General features: G+C 60.9%; 13 protein-coding genes. 9 read left to right on the top strand and 4 right to left on the bottom strand.

Features of this window, described 5'->3' with window-relative positions; translation table 11 throughout:
- Positions 1–14: 14 nt before the first annotated feature.
- Positions 15–2,162 carry a mechanosensitive ion channel family protein gene (locus tag ACP6KB_RS07130; RefSeq protein ID WP_442112878.1) on the top strand — a complete coding sequence of 716 codons (2,148 nt, stop codon included), beginning with the start codon at positions 15–17 and terminating at the stop codon, positions 2,160–2,162.
- 73 nt (positions 2,163–2,235) lie between these two features.
- Here the strand turns inward: ACP6KB_RS07130 and phnR are convergent, their stop codons facing one another.
- Positions 2,236–2,949: a phosphonate utilization transcriptional regulator PhnR gene (phnR, locus tag ACP6KB_RS07125; protein ID WP_442112876.1), complete on the bottom strand. Its 714-nt coding sequence runs from the start codon at positions 2,947–2,949 to the stop codon at positions 2,236–2,238.
- A 357-nt stretch (positions 2,950–3,306) separates the two neighbouring features.
- Between phnR and ACP6KB_RS07120 the strand changes: the two genes are divergently transcribed.
- From ACP6KB_RS07120 to ACP6KB_RS07095, 6 genes are all read left to right on the top strand, one after another.
- Positions 3,307–4,371 (top strand): ABC transporter substrate-binding protein, encoded by a 1,065-nt coding sequence (locus ACP6KB_RS07120; RefSeq protein ID WP_442112874.1) that lies wholly within the window; start codon positions 3,307–3,309, stop codon positions 4,369–4,371.
- A 94-nt stretch (positions 4,372–4,465) separates the two neighbouring features.
- A complete protein-coding gene (locus tag ACP6KB_RS07115) occupies positions 4,466–5,272 on the top strand; it encodes an alkaline phosphatase family protein (protein ID WP_442112872.1) in 807 nt (268 codons plus the stop codon).
- Positions 5,273–5,277: 5 nt separating this feature from the next.
- Entirely contained in the window at positions 5,278–6,111 is an 834-nt protein-coding gene (locus ACP6KB_RS07110; RefSeq protein ID WP_442114270.1) for an ABC transporter permease, read from the top strand.
- Positions 6,098–6,895 (top strand): ABC transporter permease, encoded by a 798-nt coding sequence (locus ACP6KB_RS07105; RefSeq protein ID WP_442112870.1) that lies wholly within the window; start codon positions 6,098–6,100, stop codon positions 6,893–6,895. Before ACP6KB_RS07110 ends, ACP6KB_RS07105 begins: the two co-directional genes overlap by 14 nt.
- A 1-nt stretch (position 6,896) precedes the next feature.
- Entirely contained in the window at positions 6,897–7,886 is a 990-nt protein-coding gene (locus ACP6KB_RS07100; protein WP_442112868.1) for an ABC transporter ATP-binding protein, read from the top strand.
- Between the two features lie 25 nt (positions 7,887–7,911).
- Positions 7,912–8,565, top strand: coding sequence for an HAD family hydrolase (locus ACP6KB_RS07095; RefSeq protein ID WP_442112866.1), 654 nt, complete (start codon positions 7,912–7,914; stop codon positions 8,563–8,565).
- Between the two features lie 827 nt (positions 8,566–9,392).
- On the opposite strand, the gene ACP6KB_RS07090 is transcribed toward ACP6KB_RS07095, so the two are convergent.
- Positions 9,393–10,355 (bottom strand): NAD(P)H-quinone oxidoreductase, encoded by a 963-nt coding sequence (locus ACP6KB_RS07090; RefSeq protein WP_442112864.1) that lies wholly within the window; start codon positions 10,353–10,355, stop codon positions 9,393–9,395.
- Between the two features lie 139 nt (positions 10,356–10,494).
- On the opposite strand from ACP6KB_RS07090, the gene ACP6KB_RS07085 reads away from it, so the two are divergent.
- Positions 10,495–12,582 (top strand): carboxy terminal-processing peptidase, encoded by a 2,088-nt coding sequence (locus tag ACP6KB_RS07085; RefSeq protein ID WP_442112862.1) that lies wholly within the window; start codon positions 10,495–10,497, stop codon positions 12,580–12,582.
- Between the two features lie 123 nt (positions 12,583–12,705).
- Positions 12,706–14,484, top strand: coding sequence for a bifunctional diguanylate cyclase/phosphodiesterase (locus ACP6KB_RS07080; protein WP_442112860.1), 1,779 nt, complete (start codon positions 12,706–12,708; stop codon positions 14,482–14,484).
- On the opposite strand, the gene ACP6KB_RS07075 is transcribed toward ACP6KB_RS07080, so the two are convergent.
- Together ACP6KB_RS07075 and ACP6KB_RS07070 are read right to left on the bottom strand one after the other, a co-directional pair.
- Positions 14,460–14,834 (bottom strand): hypothetical protein, encoded by a 375-nt coding sequence (locus ACP6KB_RS07075; RefSeq protein WP_133215943.1) that lies wholly within the window; start codon positions 14,832–14,834, stop codon positions 14,460–14,462. The two genes, ACP6KB_RS07080 and ACP6KB_RS07075, sit on opposite strands and share 25 nt — an antisense overlap.
- Entirely contained in the window at positions 14,831–15,169 is a 339-nt protein-coding gene (locus ACP6KB_RS07070) for a helix-turn-helix domain-containing protein (RefSeq protein WP_442112857.1), read from the bottom strand. Before ACP6KB_RS07070 ends, ACP6KB_RS07075 begins: the two co-directional genes overlap by 4 nt.
- Positions 15,170–15,188: the final 19 nt, after the last annotated feature.

The raw sequence follows: 15,188 nt of genomic DNA, 5'->3' as shown, positions 1-15,188 counted from the left end.
AGGTTGATTGTCCGGTGTCCGCTTTTTTCCGTGTTCTGACTGTTTGCCTGGCGTTATTGATCCTGGCCCCGGCCCACGCCGCAGGCCTGCCGAGCCTGCTCGGCGGGAGTAAAACTCAGCCCGAAGCGACTGAGCCTCTGGCCCAGTCGCTGGACGAAGTCATCAAGAACCTGGAGAACGACCAGCAACGCAGCAAGCTGCTGGCCGACCTGAAAAAGCTGCGCGACAGCACCAAACAGGCGCAGCCGGCTGCCGAACAAGGTGTGCTGGGGCTGATCGGCACCACCTTCTCTGAGCTGGAAAAACAATTCAGTGGCGACGCCAGCCCGCTCACCCGCTGGGGCCGGGAACTTGAACTGGCCAAGATCGAATTCGACGCACGCCTGGTACCGATCAAGGAGTTACCGCCGATCCTGTTCGGCTTTGCGGCAATCATTGCCCTGTGGAGCCTGCTGGCCTATGCCTTGAACTGGATCGGCCATCAGGTACGCCTGCGTTTTGGCCTGACCGAAGAATTGCCGCAACACCCCAGTACCTGGGACCTGGTGCGCTTTGCCTTGCGTAAACTCGGGCCCTGGCTGGTCGCCCTGGTCATCACCGTATACCTGAGCTTCGCCCTGCCCTCCTCGCTGGGTAAGTCAATGGCCATGGTGCTGGCCTACGCCCTGGTCGTGGGTACATGCTTCTCAGCCATCTGCGTGATCGCCTTTTCATTACTCGATGGCCCGCATCGCCATCGCGCCTTGCATATCCTCCGCCATCAGGCCTTCCGCCCGCTGTGGCTGATCGGCAGCTTCGCCGCCTTTGGCGAAGCGATGAATGATCCACGCATGGCTGGCGCGCTGGGCGATCACCTGGCACATACCCTGGCAACGCTGGCCAATATCCTCGCCGCGCTGTCTACCGGGCTGTTCATCCTGCGTTTCCGCCGCCCCATTGCCCACCTGATCCGCAATCAGCCACTGTCCCGGCGCCTGACCCGGCGCGCCCTGAGCGATACCATCGAAATCCTCGGCACCTTCTGGTACCTGCCGGCCCTGGTGCTGGTAGCGATCTCGCTGTTTGCCACCTTCATCTCCGCAGGTGATACCAGCACCGCGCTGCGCCAGTCGCTGATGTGCACCGTGTTGCTGATTCTGTGCATGGTCATCAACGGCCTGGTGCGCCGCCATGGGCTCAAACCACAGCGCGCCAACCGCCGCCATGCAGTGTATGGCGAACGCCTGCGCAACTTCGGCTATACCCTGGTGCACATGGCCATCTGGCTGGTGTTCATCGAGCTGGGCCTGCGCGTTTGGGGCTTCTCTCTGATCGGCTTCACCGAAGGCGAAGGCCATGAAGTCGCCGTCCGCCTGCTCGGTCTGGCCGGCACCCTGATCGCCGCCTGGTTGGTGTGGATTCTCGCCGACACCGCCGTTCACCATGCCTTGACCCGCTCGCGCAAAGGCCTGGCCAATACCCGCGCGCAAACCATGATGCCGCTGATCCGCAACGTGCTGTTCGTGGCCATCTTCATCATTGCGGTGATCGTTGCCCTGGCCAACATGGGCATGAACGTCACCCCGCTGCTGGCCGGTGCCGGCGTGATCGGTCTGGCCATCGGCTTCGGCGCCCAATCGCTGGTCGCCGACCTGATCACCGGCCTTTTCATCATCATCGAAGACTCCCTGGCCATTGACGACTATGTCGATGTCGGCGGCCACCTCGGCACGGTCGAGGGCCTGACCATCCGTACCGTGCGCCTGCGCGATATTGACGGCATCGTCCACACCATCCCGTTCAGCGAAATCAAAAGCATCAAGAACTACTCCCGCGAGTTCGGCTACGCGATCTTCCGCGTGGCGATCCCGCACAGCATGAACATCGACCAGGCCATCAGCCTGATTCGCGATGTTGGTCAGAAGCTGCGCAACGATCCGTTGATGCGCCGCAACATCTGGTCGCCGCTGGAGCTGCAAGGGGTGGAAAGCTTCGAATCCGGGTCGGCGATTCTGCGGGCGCGCTTCAAGACTGCGCCGATCAAGCAGTGGGAGGTGTCACGGGCGTTCAACCTGGCGCTCAAGCGCCAGCTTGATGAGGCCGGGCTGGATCTGGCGACGCCGCGGTTGTCGGTGCAAGTGATTACGGCGGGCGGAGGAAGCACGGGGGATGCGGCCGGGTAGGAGCGAGCTTGCCCCGCGATGCAATGTGTTAGGCAAACCACAATCGCGGGGCAAGCTCGCTCCCACTGAGATGTCAGCCCGCCTCGGCGCGGATGCGAATGGCGTCGTGGCGCCAATACTCCAGGTCACAGTCGATCAGGCGCCCATGCTGGTCGCTGTTGACCCGGGTGATGTGCAACCCCGGACTACCCGCTGATACCTTCAAAGCCTGGGCCGCAGCCACCGGCAACGCGGTGGGCAGGATTTCGAAGCGCACCTGGCCATAGCGAATCGCGTAGTGCCGCTCATACAGTTCGGTCAGTGACTGGCTCAGATCACACGCCAGAATCCCGGGGAAAAACTCAGGGTTCAGGTAATGCTCGGCATACAACACGGCCCGCCCGTCTATGCGCCGCAAGCGGCAAATCTGGATCACGCTGGACAACGGCGGCAACTGCAAGCGCGCGCACACCGCTGCAGTCGCCGGTTGCAGGCGAGCCGACAGCAGTTCGGTCGCCGCCTCTCGGCCCTGGGCGCGCACCATGGCATGAAAATGACTGCGCTCAATCAAATCGTAGGTCAATCGCTCGGGGGCCACGAACCAGCCGCGCCGCTCTTCGCGGTAAATCAAGCCACGCGCCTCCAGTTGCACCAAGGCCTCGCGCAGGGTGATGCGCGTGGTGTCGAACACCTCGCTCAATTTGCGCTCAGCAGGCAACTTGCAGCCAGGCGCCAACAGGCCATGCTCAATCTGTTCCTGCAGGGCATGGCAGATAGCTGTTACTGCTCGCGGTGGCAGTGATTGCATCAAAGGTTACCTATCTGGACTAGTCCAGCCCCAACAAAGCGCACAAACGCGCGACACCAGGGCTCTGAGAATAGTGCAAGCCTAGGTTGCGCAGATGAACGTCCGATGACAGGACCGCTGATATCAGTGATGAAATTTCTTACAACAAGCATGCCAAGACCTTGCGGATCAAGCACTTGAAACTGGTCTAAGCTCTATTTCCAGGGTTGACAGACGAGCCTGAAAACGAACCTTCGACATCAAACTGTCATGCAACACGCCTACCTTGGCTCGGGTATTGCTGACCTAGACCAACCGAATCGCAACGACGTCCAACAACCATTCGCGTTTTGCAAGGCACCCACCAAGGAGCTTCGGATGAAACAGCTTTTTCTGGCATCACTGTTAGGTTCAACCATCGCCCTGTGCACTTCGGCCATGGCCGCCGACACCGACCTCAAAGCCCTGGAAGACGCCGCCCGTAAAGAAGGCACCGTCAACAGCGTGGGCATGCCCGATGCCTGGGCCAACTGGAAAGGCACTTGGGAAGACCTGGCGAAAAAGTACGGCCTCAAGCACATGGACACCGACATGAGCTCGGCCCAGGAAGTGGCCAAGTTCGATGCTGAAAAAGACAACGCCAGCGCCGACATCGGTGACGTCGGCGCCGCCTTCGGGCCGATTGCCGTGGCCAAAGGCGTGACCCAGGCGTACAAACCCAGCACCTGGGAGCAGATCCCGGAGTGGGCCAAGGATAAAGACGGTCACTGGGCCCTGGCCTATACCGGTTCCATCGCTTTCATCATCAACAAGCAGTTGGTGAAGGAAGCCGACATGCCTAAAACCTGGCACGACCTGGAGAAAGGCAAATACAAGGTCGCCATTGGTGACGTCAGCACCGCCGCCCAGGCAGCCAACGGCGTGCTGGCAGCGGCCATTGCCTACAAGGGCGACGAAAAGAACATCGAGCCGGGCTTGCAGTTGTTCACCAAATTGGCGCAACAAAAGCGCCTGTCGCTGGCCAACCCGACCATCCAGACCCTGGAAAAGGGTGAAATCGAAGTGGGTGTGGTCTGGGACTTCAACGGTCTGAGCTATCGCCAGCAGATCGACCCCAAGCGCTTTGAGGTGCTGATCCCCTCTGACGGCTCGGTGATTTCCGGCTACACCACCATCATCAACAAATACGCCAAGCACCCGAACGCCGCCAAACTGACCCGCGAGTACATCTTCAGCGATGCCGGGCAAATCAACCTGGCCAAGGGGCATGCCCGCCCAATACGCGCCGAGCACCTGACCCTGCCAGCCGATGTACAGGCCAAACTGCTGCCGAATGAGCAATACAAAGCAGTGCAGCCGATCAAAGACGCCGCGGCCTGGGAAGCGACCTCCAAGAAGCTGCCACAAATGTGGCAGGAGCAAGTGATTATCGAGATGGAGTGATTCTTGATCGCGGGGCAAGCCCGCTCCCACTCGAGAAGATATGTGGGAGCGGGCTTGCCCCGCGACAAGGCCACCACAGCATTGCGGAGAAGCCATGAACCACAACGTCATCCTGGTCCTGCTCGATGGTCTCAACCATCAGGTCGCCCACCACGCCATGGGTCATCTGCACGCCTATGTCGAGGCCGACCGTGCGGCCTTGTACCGCCTGGAATGCGAACTACCGGCACTGTCGCGCCCGCTGTACGAATGCATCCTCACGGGCGTAACGCCTATCGACAGCGGCATCGTGCATAACAACGTCAACCGCCTGTCCAACCAGCGCAGCATCTTCCACTACGCCCGTGAAGCGGGGCTGGGCACTGCGGCGGCGGCCTATCACTGGATGAGCGAGCTGTACAACCGCTCGCCCTTCGACCCCGTGCGCGACCGCCACACCCATGCACCCAAGTTGCCGATCCAGCACGGCCTGTTCTACTACGCCGACCATTACCCGGACTCGCACTTGTTCGCCGATGCCGAATACCTGCGCCGTCGTCATGCGCCGAATTTCCTGCTGGTGCACCCGATGAACATTGACGACGCCGGTCACCGCCACGGTCTGGACAGCAGCCAGTACCGTAACAGCGCGCGCAGCGCCGACATTCTTCTGGCCGACTACCTGCACACCTGGTTGCAAGACGGCTATCAAGTACTGGTCACCGCCGACCACGGCATGAACAACGACCGCTCGCACAACGGCCTGCTGGCCGAAGAGCGCGAGGTTCCGCTGTTCGTCTTCGGTGATGCCTTCAGCCTGGACCCTGCGGCCAAACCGCTGCAAACCGAACTGTGCGGCACCGTCTGCGAACTGCTCGGTGTGCCCCACGACAAACCGGTGTGCCGGGAGCTGCTCAAGTGAATTCAATCAAACGCGCCAAGTGGCTGGCGGCGCTGTGCCTGCTGCCGTTTGCGCTGTTCTTCATCATTTTCCAGATCGCGCCACTGGCCTGGGTGGCGATCCACAGCCTGCAGGCTGAGAGTGGCTGGGGCTTGGCCAACTTCACCAAGGTGTTCGAATCCAGGTTCTATCGCCAGGCCATCCAGCACAGCCTGGAGATCAGCTTCTGGTCGAGCCTGTTCGGCATCCTCATCGCCATTCTCGGCAGCTATTCGTTGCGCAAGGTCGATTCGCGCCTGCGTGATTTCGTCAACGCCTTTGCCAACATGACCAGCAACTTTTCCGGAGTGCCGCTGGCCTTTGCCTTCATCATCCTGCTTGGTTTCAACGGCGCCTTGACCCTGCTGCTGAAGCAGGCCGGCATCATCGAGGACTTCAACCTCTATTCGAAAACCGGGCTGATCATTCTCTATACCTACTTCCAGATTCCGCTCGGCGTACTGCTGCTCTACCCGGCATTTGACGCCTTGCGCGAAGACTGGCGCGAGTCGGCCGCACTGCTCGGCGCCAACGCCTGGGAATACTGGCGGCACATCGGCCTGCCGGTGCTGACACCCGCTCTACTGGGTACCTTCGTGATCCTGTTGGCCAATGCCCTGGGCGCCTACGCCACGGTATACGCCTTGACCACCGGCAACTTCAACGTGCTGCCGATCCGCATTGCCGCGCTGGTGGCCGGCGATATTTCCCTGGACCCTAACCTGGCCAGCGCCCTGGCGATGATTCTGGTGGGCTTGATGACCCTGGTGACCGTCGTCCATCAATGGCTGTTGAAGAGGAGCTACCATGTCGCGCGCTGAACCCGGCAGCAGCCGCCTCTACCATCACCTGGTGGTGTACCTGCTGTTCATCATCCTGTTGTTACCGCTGGCTGGCACCCTTCTGTATTCATTGGCCACCAGTTGGTCGGCGAGCCTGTTACCCAGTGGCCTGACCTTCAAATGGTACCTGGCGCTGTGGAGTGATCCGCGCTTTCTGGCCGCCTTCGGTCAATCGCTGCTGGTCTGCGTTGGCGCCTTGGTACTGTCGGTTGTACTGATCCTGCCGCTGCTGTTCGTGGTGCATTACCACTTCCCGCGCCTGGATGCGCTGATGAACATCCTCATCCTGCTGCCCTTTGCGGTGCCGCCGGTGGTGTCTTCGGTGGGCCTGCTGCAGCTGTATGGCTCTGGCCCGATGGCCATGGTCGGCACGCCGTGGATCCTGATCGGCTGCTACTTCACCGTCGCCCTGCCGTTCATGTACCGCGCCATTACCAACAACCTGCAAGCGATCAACCTGCGCGACCTGATGGACGCCGCCCAGCTCCTCGGCGCCAGCACCTTCCAGGCGGCGTTCCTGGTGGTGCTGCCCAACCTGCGCAAGGGCCTGCTGGTCGCCTTGCTGTTGTCGTTCTCGTTCCTGTTCGGCGAGTTCGTGTTCGCCAACCTGCTGGTCGGCACCCGCTACGAAACCCTGCAGGTGTACCTGAACAACATGCGCAACAGCAGCGGCCACTTCAACAGCGCCCTGGTGATTTCCTATTTCCTTTTTGTGCTGGTGCTGACCTGGGCCGCCAACCGCCTGAACAAGGACAAGTCCTGATATGAGTTTTGTCAGCGTACAGAATCTGCAGAAAAGCTATGGCGGCAGCCCGGTGTTCAACGACATCAACTGCCAGATCCAGCGCGGCGAGTTCGTCACCCTGCTCGGCCCTTCCGGTTGCGGCAAGTCCACCCTGCTACGCTGCATCGCCGGCCTGACATCGGTCGACAGCGGCAAGATCCTCCTCGACGGCAACGACCTGGTGCCACTGAGCCCGCAAAAACGCGGGATCGGCATGGTGTTCCAGAGCTATGCCCTGTTCCCCAACATGACCGTGGAACAGAACGTCGCCTTTGGCCTGCGCATGCAGAAGGTCAACGCCGATGACAGCCGCAGCCGTGTGCGCGAAGCCTTGCACATGGTGGAACTGCAAGACTTCGCCAGCCGCTACCCGCATCAGTTGTCCGGCGGCCAATGCCAGCGCGTGGCCCTGGCCCGCTCACTGGTGACCCGGCCACGCCTGCTGCTGCTCGACGAGCCGCTGTCGGCACTGGATGCGAGGATTCGCAAGCACCTGCGCGATCAGATCCGCCAGATCCAGCGTGAGCTGGGCCTGACCACCATCTTCGTGACCCATGACCAGGAAGAAGCGCTGACCCTGTCAGACCGCATTTTCCTGATGAACCAGGGCCGCATCGTCCAGAGCGGCGATGCCGAAACCCTCTACACCGCACCGGTAGACGCGTTCGCCGCCGGCTTTATCGGCAACTACAACCTGCTCGATGCCGACAGCGCCAGCCGCTTGCTGCAACGCCCGGTAAGCGGCCGCCTGGCGATTCGTCCGGAAGCTATCGCCCTGAGCCTCAGCGGCGAGCTGGACGGCCTGGTGCGCAGCCACAGCCTGCTTGGCAACGTCATCCGCTACCGGGTCGAAGCCCGTGGCGTAGAATTGTTGGTCGATGTACTCAACCGCTCGTCCGCCGATCTGCACCCGGACGGCCAGCGGGTATCCTTGTCGATCGATCCCACCGCCCTCCGCGAAGTCGCCTGAGGGTTGCACAGGAGTTTTTCAGAACATGGCACTCGCGATTTTCGATCTGGATGAAACGCTGATTCACGGTGACTGCGCTTCGCTATGGAGCGCGCAGATGGCCCGCCTGGGCTGGGTCGATGGCGAAGCGTTCCTGCGCCAAGACAAAGAGCTGATGGACGCCTACAGCAAAGGGCTGCTGGCCATGGAGGACTATATGACCTTCAGCCTGGAACCCCTGATCGGGCGTACCCCGGAAGAAGTTGAACACCTGGTAGAACCGTGGGTGGAAGACTTCATCGAACCGATCATCTTCAGTGACGCGACCCAAGCCATCGCCAAGCACCGCCATGACGGTGATCGCATTCTGGTGATTTCGGCATCCGGCACACACCTGGTACGGCCGATTGCCGCGCGTCTGGGCATCGATGAAATCCTTGGCATCGAATTGCAGGTTGAGGGCGGCGTTTACACCGGCAAGACCGAGGGCGTACTGACCTACCGTGAAGGCAAGATCACGCGCTTGTTGGAATGGCTGGATCAGGAAGAAGAGAACCTCGAAGGCGCGAGTTTCTATTCGGACTCACGCAACGACCTGCCGCTGTTGCGTAAGGTGGACTTCCCGCATGTGGTCAACCCGGACCCGGCATTGCGCGAAGAAGCCGAGAAAAATGGCTGGCCGATCCATAACTGGAGCTGATTGCCTCCCGATGGGAGCTTAATGCTGTTCACTTAAGCATTTACGGCCGAGGTTGGTGCTGGATCTTTGAGCTTATCCATTTGCTGTGGTGACTGTGCTGGCCCCTTCCGCCTTTACGGCGACCTCCTTTTTTCTTGGAAAAAGGAGGCAAAACCGCTCGCTCCTGCATCCGGCCCTACGCTGCGCTTCGGGTTCCTTCGCTCCGGCATTGCTCCCGTGAGGACCGCGCTAACGGGCCATCCATGGCCCGAAGCGCTTGACGGGTTCCTGCCCGTCACCTCACTACGCAATACCTCCACTCAGCCTCCTGAAGTCGCAAATCGCGGCGCCTGAACTAACGCGCACGCAAAGCAAAAGCAAAGCGACAAGCGACAAACCTACAAGTCCCCCAGCCGTCACTAGCGAAGCTAACGTCAACCCAGGCGCCGCCCGTAACTTAGCGACTTCAGGAGGCCGGGTGGAGGTGACTGGAGGGCCAGGTGCGCAGCACCCTTCGGCTTAGCCGAAGGCGCGAGATGTAGACTTGCGAAGCAAGTCGTAGGCCGCGCGGGCCTGGAAGGCACCGGAGCCGAGGGGACCCGGAGCGAAGCGTAGGGCCGGATGCAGGAGCCGGCGGTTTTGGTTCCTTTTGCCAAGACAAAAGGGACCCGCCGTAAAGGCGGAAGGGCCAGTGGTACCAATGGATAAGCCCACACAACAATAGGCCACCCGTACAGTTGTTCCACCTAAGTGAACAGCATTACAGAGCGGGCTTGTTGTGCGGGCTTGCCCCGCGATTGCGGTATACCTGACACACCGCAATCGCGGGGCAAGCCCGCTCCTACCAACTACACCAGGCTGTCGTCGATCACCAACACCAGCTTGCCCGACACCTGATTGCTCGCAAGCTCGGCAAACGCCGCTTCGGCATCCTTGATCGGGAACGCTTTGGCCAGTTGCGGCTTGAGCCGGCCTTCAGCGAACAACGGCCACACCTGCTGACCCAGGTCGCTGAGCAAGTCAGCCTTGAACTGATCATCACGAGTACGCAGCGTCGAGCCCACCACCTGCACGCGCTTGCTCAGCAGTTGCGCCAGGTCCAGTTCAGCCTTGCGCCCGCCCATCAGACCAATGATCACCCAACGGCCATCGCGCGCCAGCAGTTTGAGGTTGAGCTCGGCGTAGTTGGCACCGACCGGGTCGAGAATGACATCGAATGGCCCGAAATCGCTCAGGCTGTTCAGGTCTTCACCCCGCACCACGCCAGCAGTGGCGCCCAACCCTTCGCAGTAGGCCAAGCGCTCAGCCGAGCCGACACTGACCCAGCACGGGCTGCCAAAGGCCTTGCACAGCTGGATCGCCGCCGACCCTACGCCACTGGCACCGGCATGCAGCAACACTTTCTCGCCAGGCTTCAGCGCGGCCAGCTGGAACACATTGAGCCAGGCCGTGGCGTACACCTCCGGGATCGCCGCCGCTTCCTGCAGGCTCAGGCCTTCAGGCACCGGCAGCACATGACGGCCATCCACCACCACTTCTTCAGCCATGCCGCCACCCGCCAGCAGCGCACAGACCCGATCACCCACCTGCCAGGACGAACCCGCCCCGACTTCGGTGATCACCCCGGAACACTCCAGGCCAAGAAACTCGCTGGCCCCTGGCGGTGGTGGATAGAGCCCGGCCCGCTGCAGCAGATCGGCACGATTGAGGCCTGCGGCAGCCACTCGAATTCGTACTTGACCGATATCGCAAGCTGGACTTGTCGTCGCAACCCACTCCACATGTCCGTCAACGCCTTGCAATGCCTTCACAGTGCCTCCATAGTTGAGTCATGACTGAGCCCGAAGCTGTAGCCCCGGGCTTTTTGCATTATGCGTCCAGTTCTTCTGGAACTGGCGAATTCAAAGACGGCCTAATATGCGTGATCAATTGTCCCTACGTCGAATCAGCATGAAGCATTTTTTGCCAAGCACCACCCTCGCACTGTTGATCGGACTGGGCACCCTGCCATTGGCAGGCACTGCATGGGCCAGCAACAGCTGGGATAAACTCCAGCCCGATCGCGACGAAGTCGTCGCCAGCCTCAACGTCGTTGAGCTGCTCAAGCGCCACCACTACAGCAAGCCGCCGCTCAACGATGCGCGCTCGGTGATCATCTACGACAGCTACATCAAGCTGCTCGACCCGGCCCGCAGCTACTTCCTGGCCAGTGACATCGCCGAGTTCGACAAGTGGAAAACCCAGTTCGACGATTTCCTCAAAAGCGGCAATCTCGACCCCGGATTCACCATCTACAAGCGCTACCTGGACCGGGTCAAATCGCGTCTGGACTTCGCCCTGGCCGAGCTGAACAAAGGTGTCGATAACTTCGACTTCACCACCAAAGAAACACTGCTGGTCGACCGCAAAGACGCGCCGTGGATCAAAACCCAGGCCGAACTCGACGACCTGTGGCGCAAACGTGTCAAAGACGAAGTACTGCGCCTGAAGATCGCCGGCAAAGAGCCCAAGGCGATCCAGGAACTGCTGACCAAGCGCTACAAGAACCAGCTGACGCGCCTGGATCAGACCCGCGCTGAAGACATCTTCCAGACCTACATCAACACCTTTGCCCAGTCTTACGACCCGCACACCAACTACCTGTCGCCCGACAGCGCGGAAAACTTCGATATCAACATGAGCTTGTCGCTCGAAGGTATCGGCGCCGTGCTGCAAAGCGACAACGATCAGGTCAAGATCGTCCGCCTGGTGCCGGCTGGCCCTGCCGCCAAGACCAAGCAAGTGGCCCCGGCTGACAAGATCATCGGCGTTGCCCAGGGCGACAAAGAAATGGTCGACGTGATTGGCTGGCGCCTGGATGAAGTGGTCAAGCTGATCCGCGGGCCGAAAGGGTCGGTGGTACGCCTGGAAGTGATCCCGGCCAGCAACGCCCCGAACGACCAGACCAGCAAGATCGTGCCAATCACCCGCGAGGCGGTGAAGCTGGAAGAACAAGCGGCGAAAAAATCCGTGCTGAAACTCAAGCAGGATGGCCGCGAGTACAAGCTGGGTATCATCGAGATCCCGGCCTTCTACCTCGACTTCAAAGCGTTCCGTGCCGGCGATCCTGAGTACAAGAGCACCACCCGTGACGTGAAGAAGCTGCTTACCGAGCTGCAGAAAGAAAAAGTCGACGGCGTGGTCATTGACCTGCGCAACAACGGCGGCGGCTCCCTGCAGGAGGCTACCGAACTGACCAGCCTGTTCATCGACAAAGGCCCAACCGTACTGGTACGCAACAGCGATGGCCGCGTCGACGTGCTGGAAGACGAAAACCCTGGCGCGTTCTACAAAGGCCCGCTGGCCTTGGTGGTCAACCGCCTGTCGGCCTCGGCGTCGGAAATTTTCGCCGGTGCCATGCAGGACTACCATCGCGCCTTGATCCTCGGCGGCCAGACCTTCGGCAAGGGCACGGTGCAAACCATTCAGCCACTCAACCATGGTGAGCTGAAGCTGACCCTGGCCAAGTTCTACCGGGTTTCCGGGCAGAGCACCCAGCACCAGGGCGTGTTGCCAGACATCGACTACCCGTCGATCATCGACACCAAGGAAATTGGCGAAAGCGCCCTGCCTGAAGCCATGCCATGGGACACCATCCGCCCGGCGATCAAACCTGCGGTCGATCCATTCAAGCCGTTCCTGGCCCAGCTCAAGGCACGGCATGACAGCCGCACCGCAAAAGATCCGGAGTTCGTCTACATCCGCGATCGCCTGGCGCTGACCCAGAAGCTGATGAATGAAAAAACCGTCAGCCTCAATGAAGTCGAGCGCCGTGCCCAGCACGCGGATATCGAAAGCAAGCAACTGGCCCTGGAAAACACCCGCCGTAAGGCCAAGGGCGAAGAGCCGCTCAAGGAACTGAAGAAGGAAGACGAAGACGCGCTGCCCGCCGAGCCGGACGATACCAAACCGGAAGACGACGCCTACCTGGCGGAGTCGGGGCGGATCTTGCTCGACTACCTGGGGCTGAACGCGGCAGTAGCAAAGAACAACCCGTAAACAGGTGATGGCAAAATAATGTGACTGTGCCTCTATTGCGTCATTAAACAGTCACGATTCTGTCGTGAAATAAGGGACTGAGCGCCGCTGGCCTCAGTCCCTTTTTTTCAAGGTAGTGCCGCCATGACCGTGACCGAACAGCTCAGCGCGTTGAGCACCATTCTTGCTCAAAGCAGCGTGCATAGCCTGTTCCAGCCGATCGTATGCTTGTCTGAGCGGCGCATCCTCGGTTACGAAGCCTTGAGCCGCGGCCCGTCCAACAGCCCGCTGCACTCACCGATCAATCTGTTTGCGGTGGCCCGCCAGGCCGGGCGCCTGACCGACCTGGAAGTGGCCTGCCGGGAAAGCGCCTGCCGCCGCTTCAGCCAGCAACAGCTGGAGGGCAAGCTGTTTCTCAACGTCTCGCCAGAATCGCTGCTCGAACCCCAGTACCAATCCGGGCGCACCCTGAAAATGCTCCACGACATGGGCCTGCCACCCAGCCGGGTGGTCATTGAGCTGACCGAGCAAACCCCCACCGACGATTTCCAGCTACTGTTCAATGCCCTGCACCACTACCGAGACATGGGTTTTTCCATTGCCCTGGATGACCTGGGTGCTGGCTATTCAAGCCTGCGTTTGTGGTCGGAGCTGCGCCCGGACTACGTCAAGATCGATCGCCACTTCATCGACGGTATTCACCTGGATGCGGTCAAGCGCGAGTTCGTCGGCTCTATTTTGCAAATAGCCCGTGCCTCACGGGCCCAGGTAATCGCCGAGGGCATCGAGCTGGCCGAAGAGCTCAAGGTGCTGACCGAGATGGGCGTCGACCTGGTTCAAGGCTACTTGCTGGGTCGCCCGCAAGAGCATCCCTCGCGGGATATCCAGCAGATGCTCGGCACCCCGGACCGTGGCGTTCAGGTGCTCAACGAGGACACCGGCAACCTCGCGGCGCTGCTCAACGAACAACCTGCTGTCACTCAGGACACCCCGACGGCACAGGTGCTGGAGCTGTTTCGACGCCAGGCCAACCTCAACTCCATGGCGGTGCTCAACGAACGCCGCCAACCCTGCGGCATCGTCCATCGCCACTCGCTGTCTGATGCCCTGCTCAAGCCGTTCGCTACCGACTTGTTCGCCCGCAAGCCGATCAGTCGGCTGATGAGCGACGACTTTCTCGCCGTGGAGCTGACGCAGTCGCTGCAACAGGTCAGCCGCCTGCTCACCAGCCGCGCACGCCAGCGCATCGAAGAAGATTTCATCATCATCCACAACGGTCGCTACCTGGGCCTGGGCCGGGTCATCGATGTGCTCAAGCTGATTACCGAACAGAAGATCCAGCAAGCACGCTACGCCAACCCGCTTACCTTGCTGCCTGGCAACGTGCCGATCCAGCAATGCCTGAGCCGTTTGCTGCAACAGCAACGCGAGGCCGCCATCTGCTATGTGGATATCGACAGCTTCAAGCCCTTCAATGACATCTACGGCTACGCCCGCGGCGATGAGGTCTTGCTGTGCCTGGCCCAGTGCTTGAACGAACGGGTCGACCCCAATCATGACTTTGTCGGTCATATCGGTGGCGACGACTTCATGCTGGTGCTCAGCTCTGCGGACTGGGAGCTCAGGTTGCAAATGCTACTGGAAGACTTTCAGAAGCAGTGCCGACGCTTCTACCGCCCCGAGCATGTGCAGGCGGGCTGTTTTGTTGCGCTCAACCGCCAAGGGCAGCGTCAGGAGTTCGCCCTGCTGTCGCTGTCGATTGGTGTCGTGAAATTGCGCGCAGAAGCCTGCGCCAGCCTCGATGCCGGGCATCTGGCGGAACTGGCGTCAAAGGCCAAGCACCACGCCAAAGACCATGCCGGTTTCAGCCTGTACCTGATCGATACCGCAGCAACCGCTCAGGCCTCTTCTTTTTCCGGGTAGCTGTACTCGAACACCCTGACCACTTCCGAAGCGTGCCAGGAAGCCGCCGCCATACCATCCGAGGGCCCGGAAAAACGTCCGAGGCGCTCAACGCACTCGAAGAAGCCGGTGCGCGGCAAACGGCTGGCCCCCTGGCTGATAACCAACGAGCTGCGCAGCGGTTGCTCGGCACGGGCATCCAGCGCCGCCAGATGCTCCAGCGCGGCGGTGAGCGTCTGCATGGCGGGGCTGGGCAACTGCAGGCGCTCGAGCAGGGCGCGGTAGGTAAGAAGATGGCGTTGGCGACGGGCCAGGTCCAGTTCGCCCAGCAAGCCCTCCCAGTGCTGGCGGCTGATCCGTACGCTACTCACGATGGCTCACTCCAGCCGACGACGCCTAGCTCCCAGGCCAGGCTGCGGCGAATCGCGGCATCCGGCTGACGCTCGCCGCTTTCGATCAGGGCCAGATACACCGGGCTGATACCGACGCTGCGCGCCAGTTGCTCGGCGCTCAGCCCTTTGCCCTCACGCAAACGCGCCAGCTCGCTGAAGTTCGGCAAGCTGGCGCTTTCTGGAGGGGCTGGCGGTGTCTGTGCAACAACCGCTGGCTCAAGCTGGCCAGCGGCTTTCAGTAATGCCTGATACTGCTCCCAGGGTACAACCGCATACTCGGGTTGACCGTCCCGGCTGATGACCTGAATACCCATTACAACCCCTCTTGTAGGA

Origin of the sequence: Pseudomonas sp. NUPR-001 (assembly GCF_052147955.1) — a bacterium.
Classification (GTDB): Bacteria; Pseudomonadota; Gammaproteobacteria; order Pseudomonadales; family Pseudomonadaceae; genus Aquipseudomonas.
Note: the sequence above shows the minus strand (reverse complement) of the source record. Positions and strands in the feature narration are given on the sequence as shown.

Bases quoted from the DNA above. Each gene is read 5' to 3' on its own strand.
- phnR (WP_442112876.1), bottom strand. From the start codon at position 2,949: ATGCAATCACTGCCACCGCGAGCAGTAACAGCTATCTGCCATGCCCTG.
- ACP6KB_RS07120 (WP_442112874.1), top strand. From the start codon at position 3,307: ATGAAACAGCTTTTTCTGGCATCACTGTTAGGTTCAACCATCGCCCTG.
- ACP6KB_RS07115 (WP_442112872.1), top strand. From the start codon at position 4,466: ATGAACCACAACGTCATCCTGGTCCTGCTCGATGGTCTCAACCATCAG.
- ACP6KB_RS07105 (WP_442112870.1), top strand. From the start codon at position 6,098: ATGTCGCGCGCTGAACCCGGCAGCAGCCGCCTCTACCATCACCTGGTG.
- ACP6KB_RS07100 (WP_442112868.1), top strand. From the start codon at position 6,897: ATGAGTTTTGTCAGCGTACAGAATCTGCAGAAAAGCTATGGCGGCAGC.
- ACP6KB_RS07095 (WP_442112866.1), top strand. From the start codon at position 7,912: ATGGCACTCGCGATTTTCGATCTGGATGAAACGCTGATTCACGGTGAC.
- ACP6KB_RS07085 (WP_442112862.1), top strand. From the start codon at position 10,495: ATGAAGCATTTTTTGCCAAGCACCACCCTCGCACTGTTGATCGGACTG.
- ACP6KB_RS07080 (WP_442112860.1), top strand. From the start codon at position 12,706: ATGACCGTGACCGAACAGCTCAGCGCGTTGAGCACCATTCTTGCTCAA.
- ACP6KB_RS07070 (WP_442112857.1), bottom strand. From the start codon at position 15,169: ATGGGTATTCAGGTCATCAGCCGGGACGGTCAACCCGAGTATGCGGTT.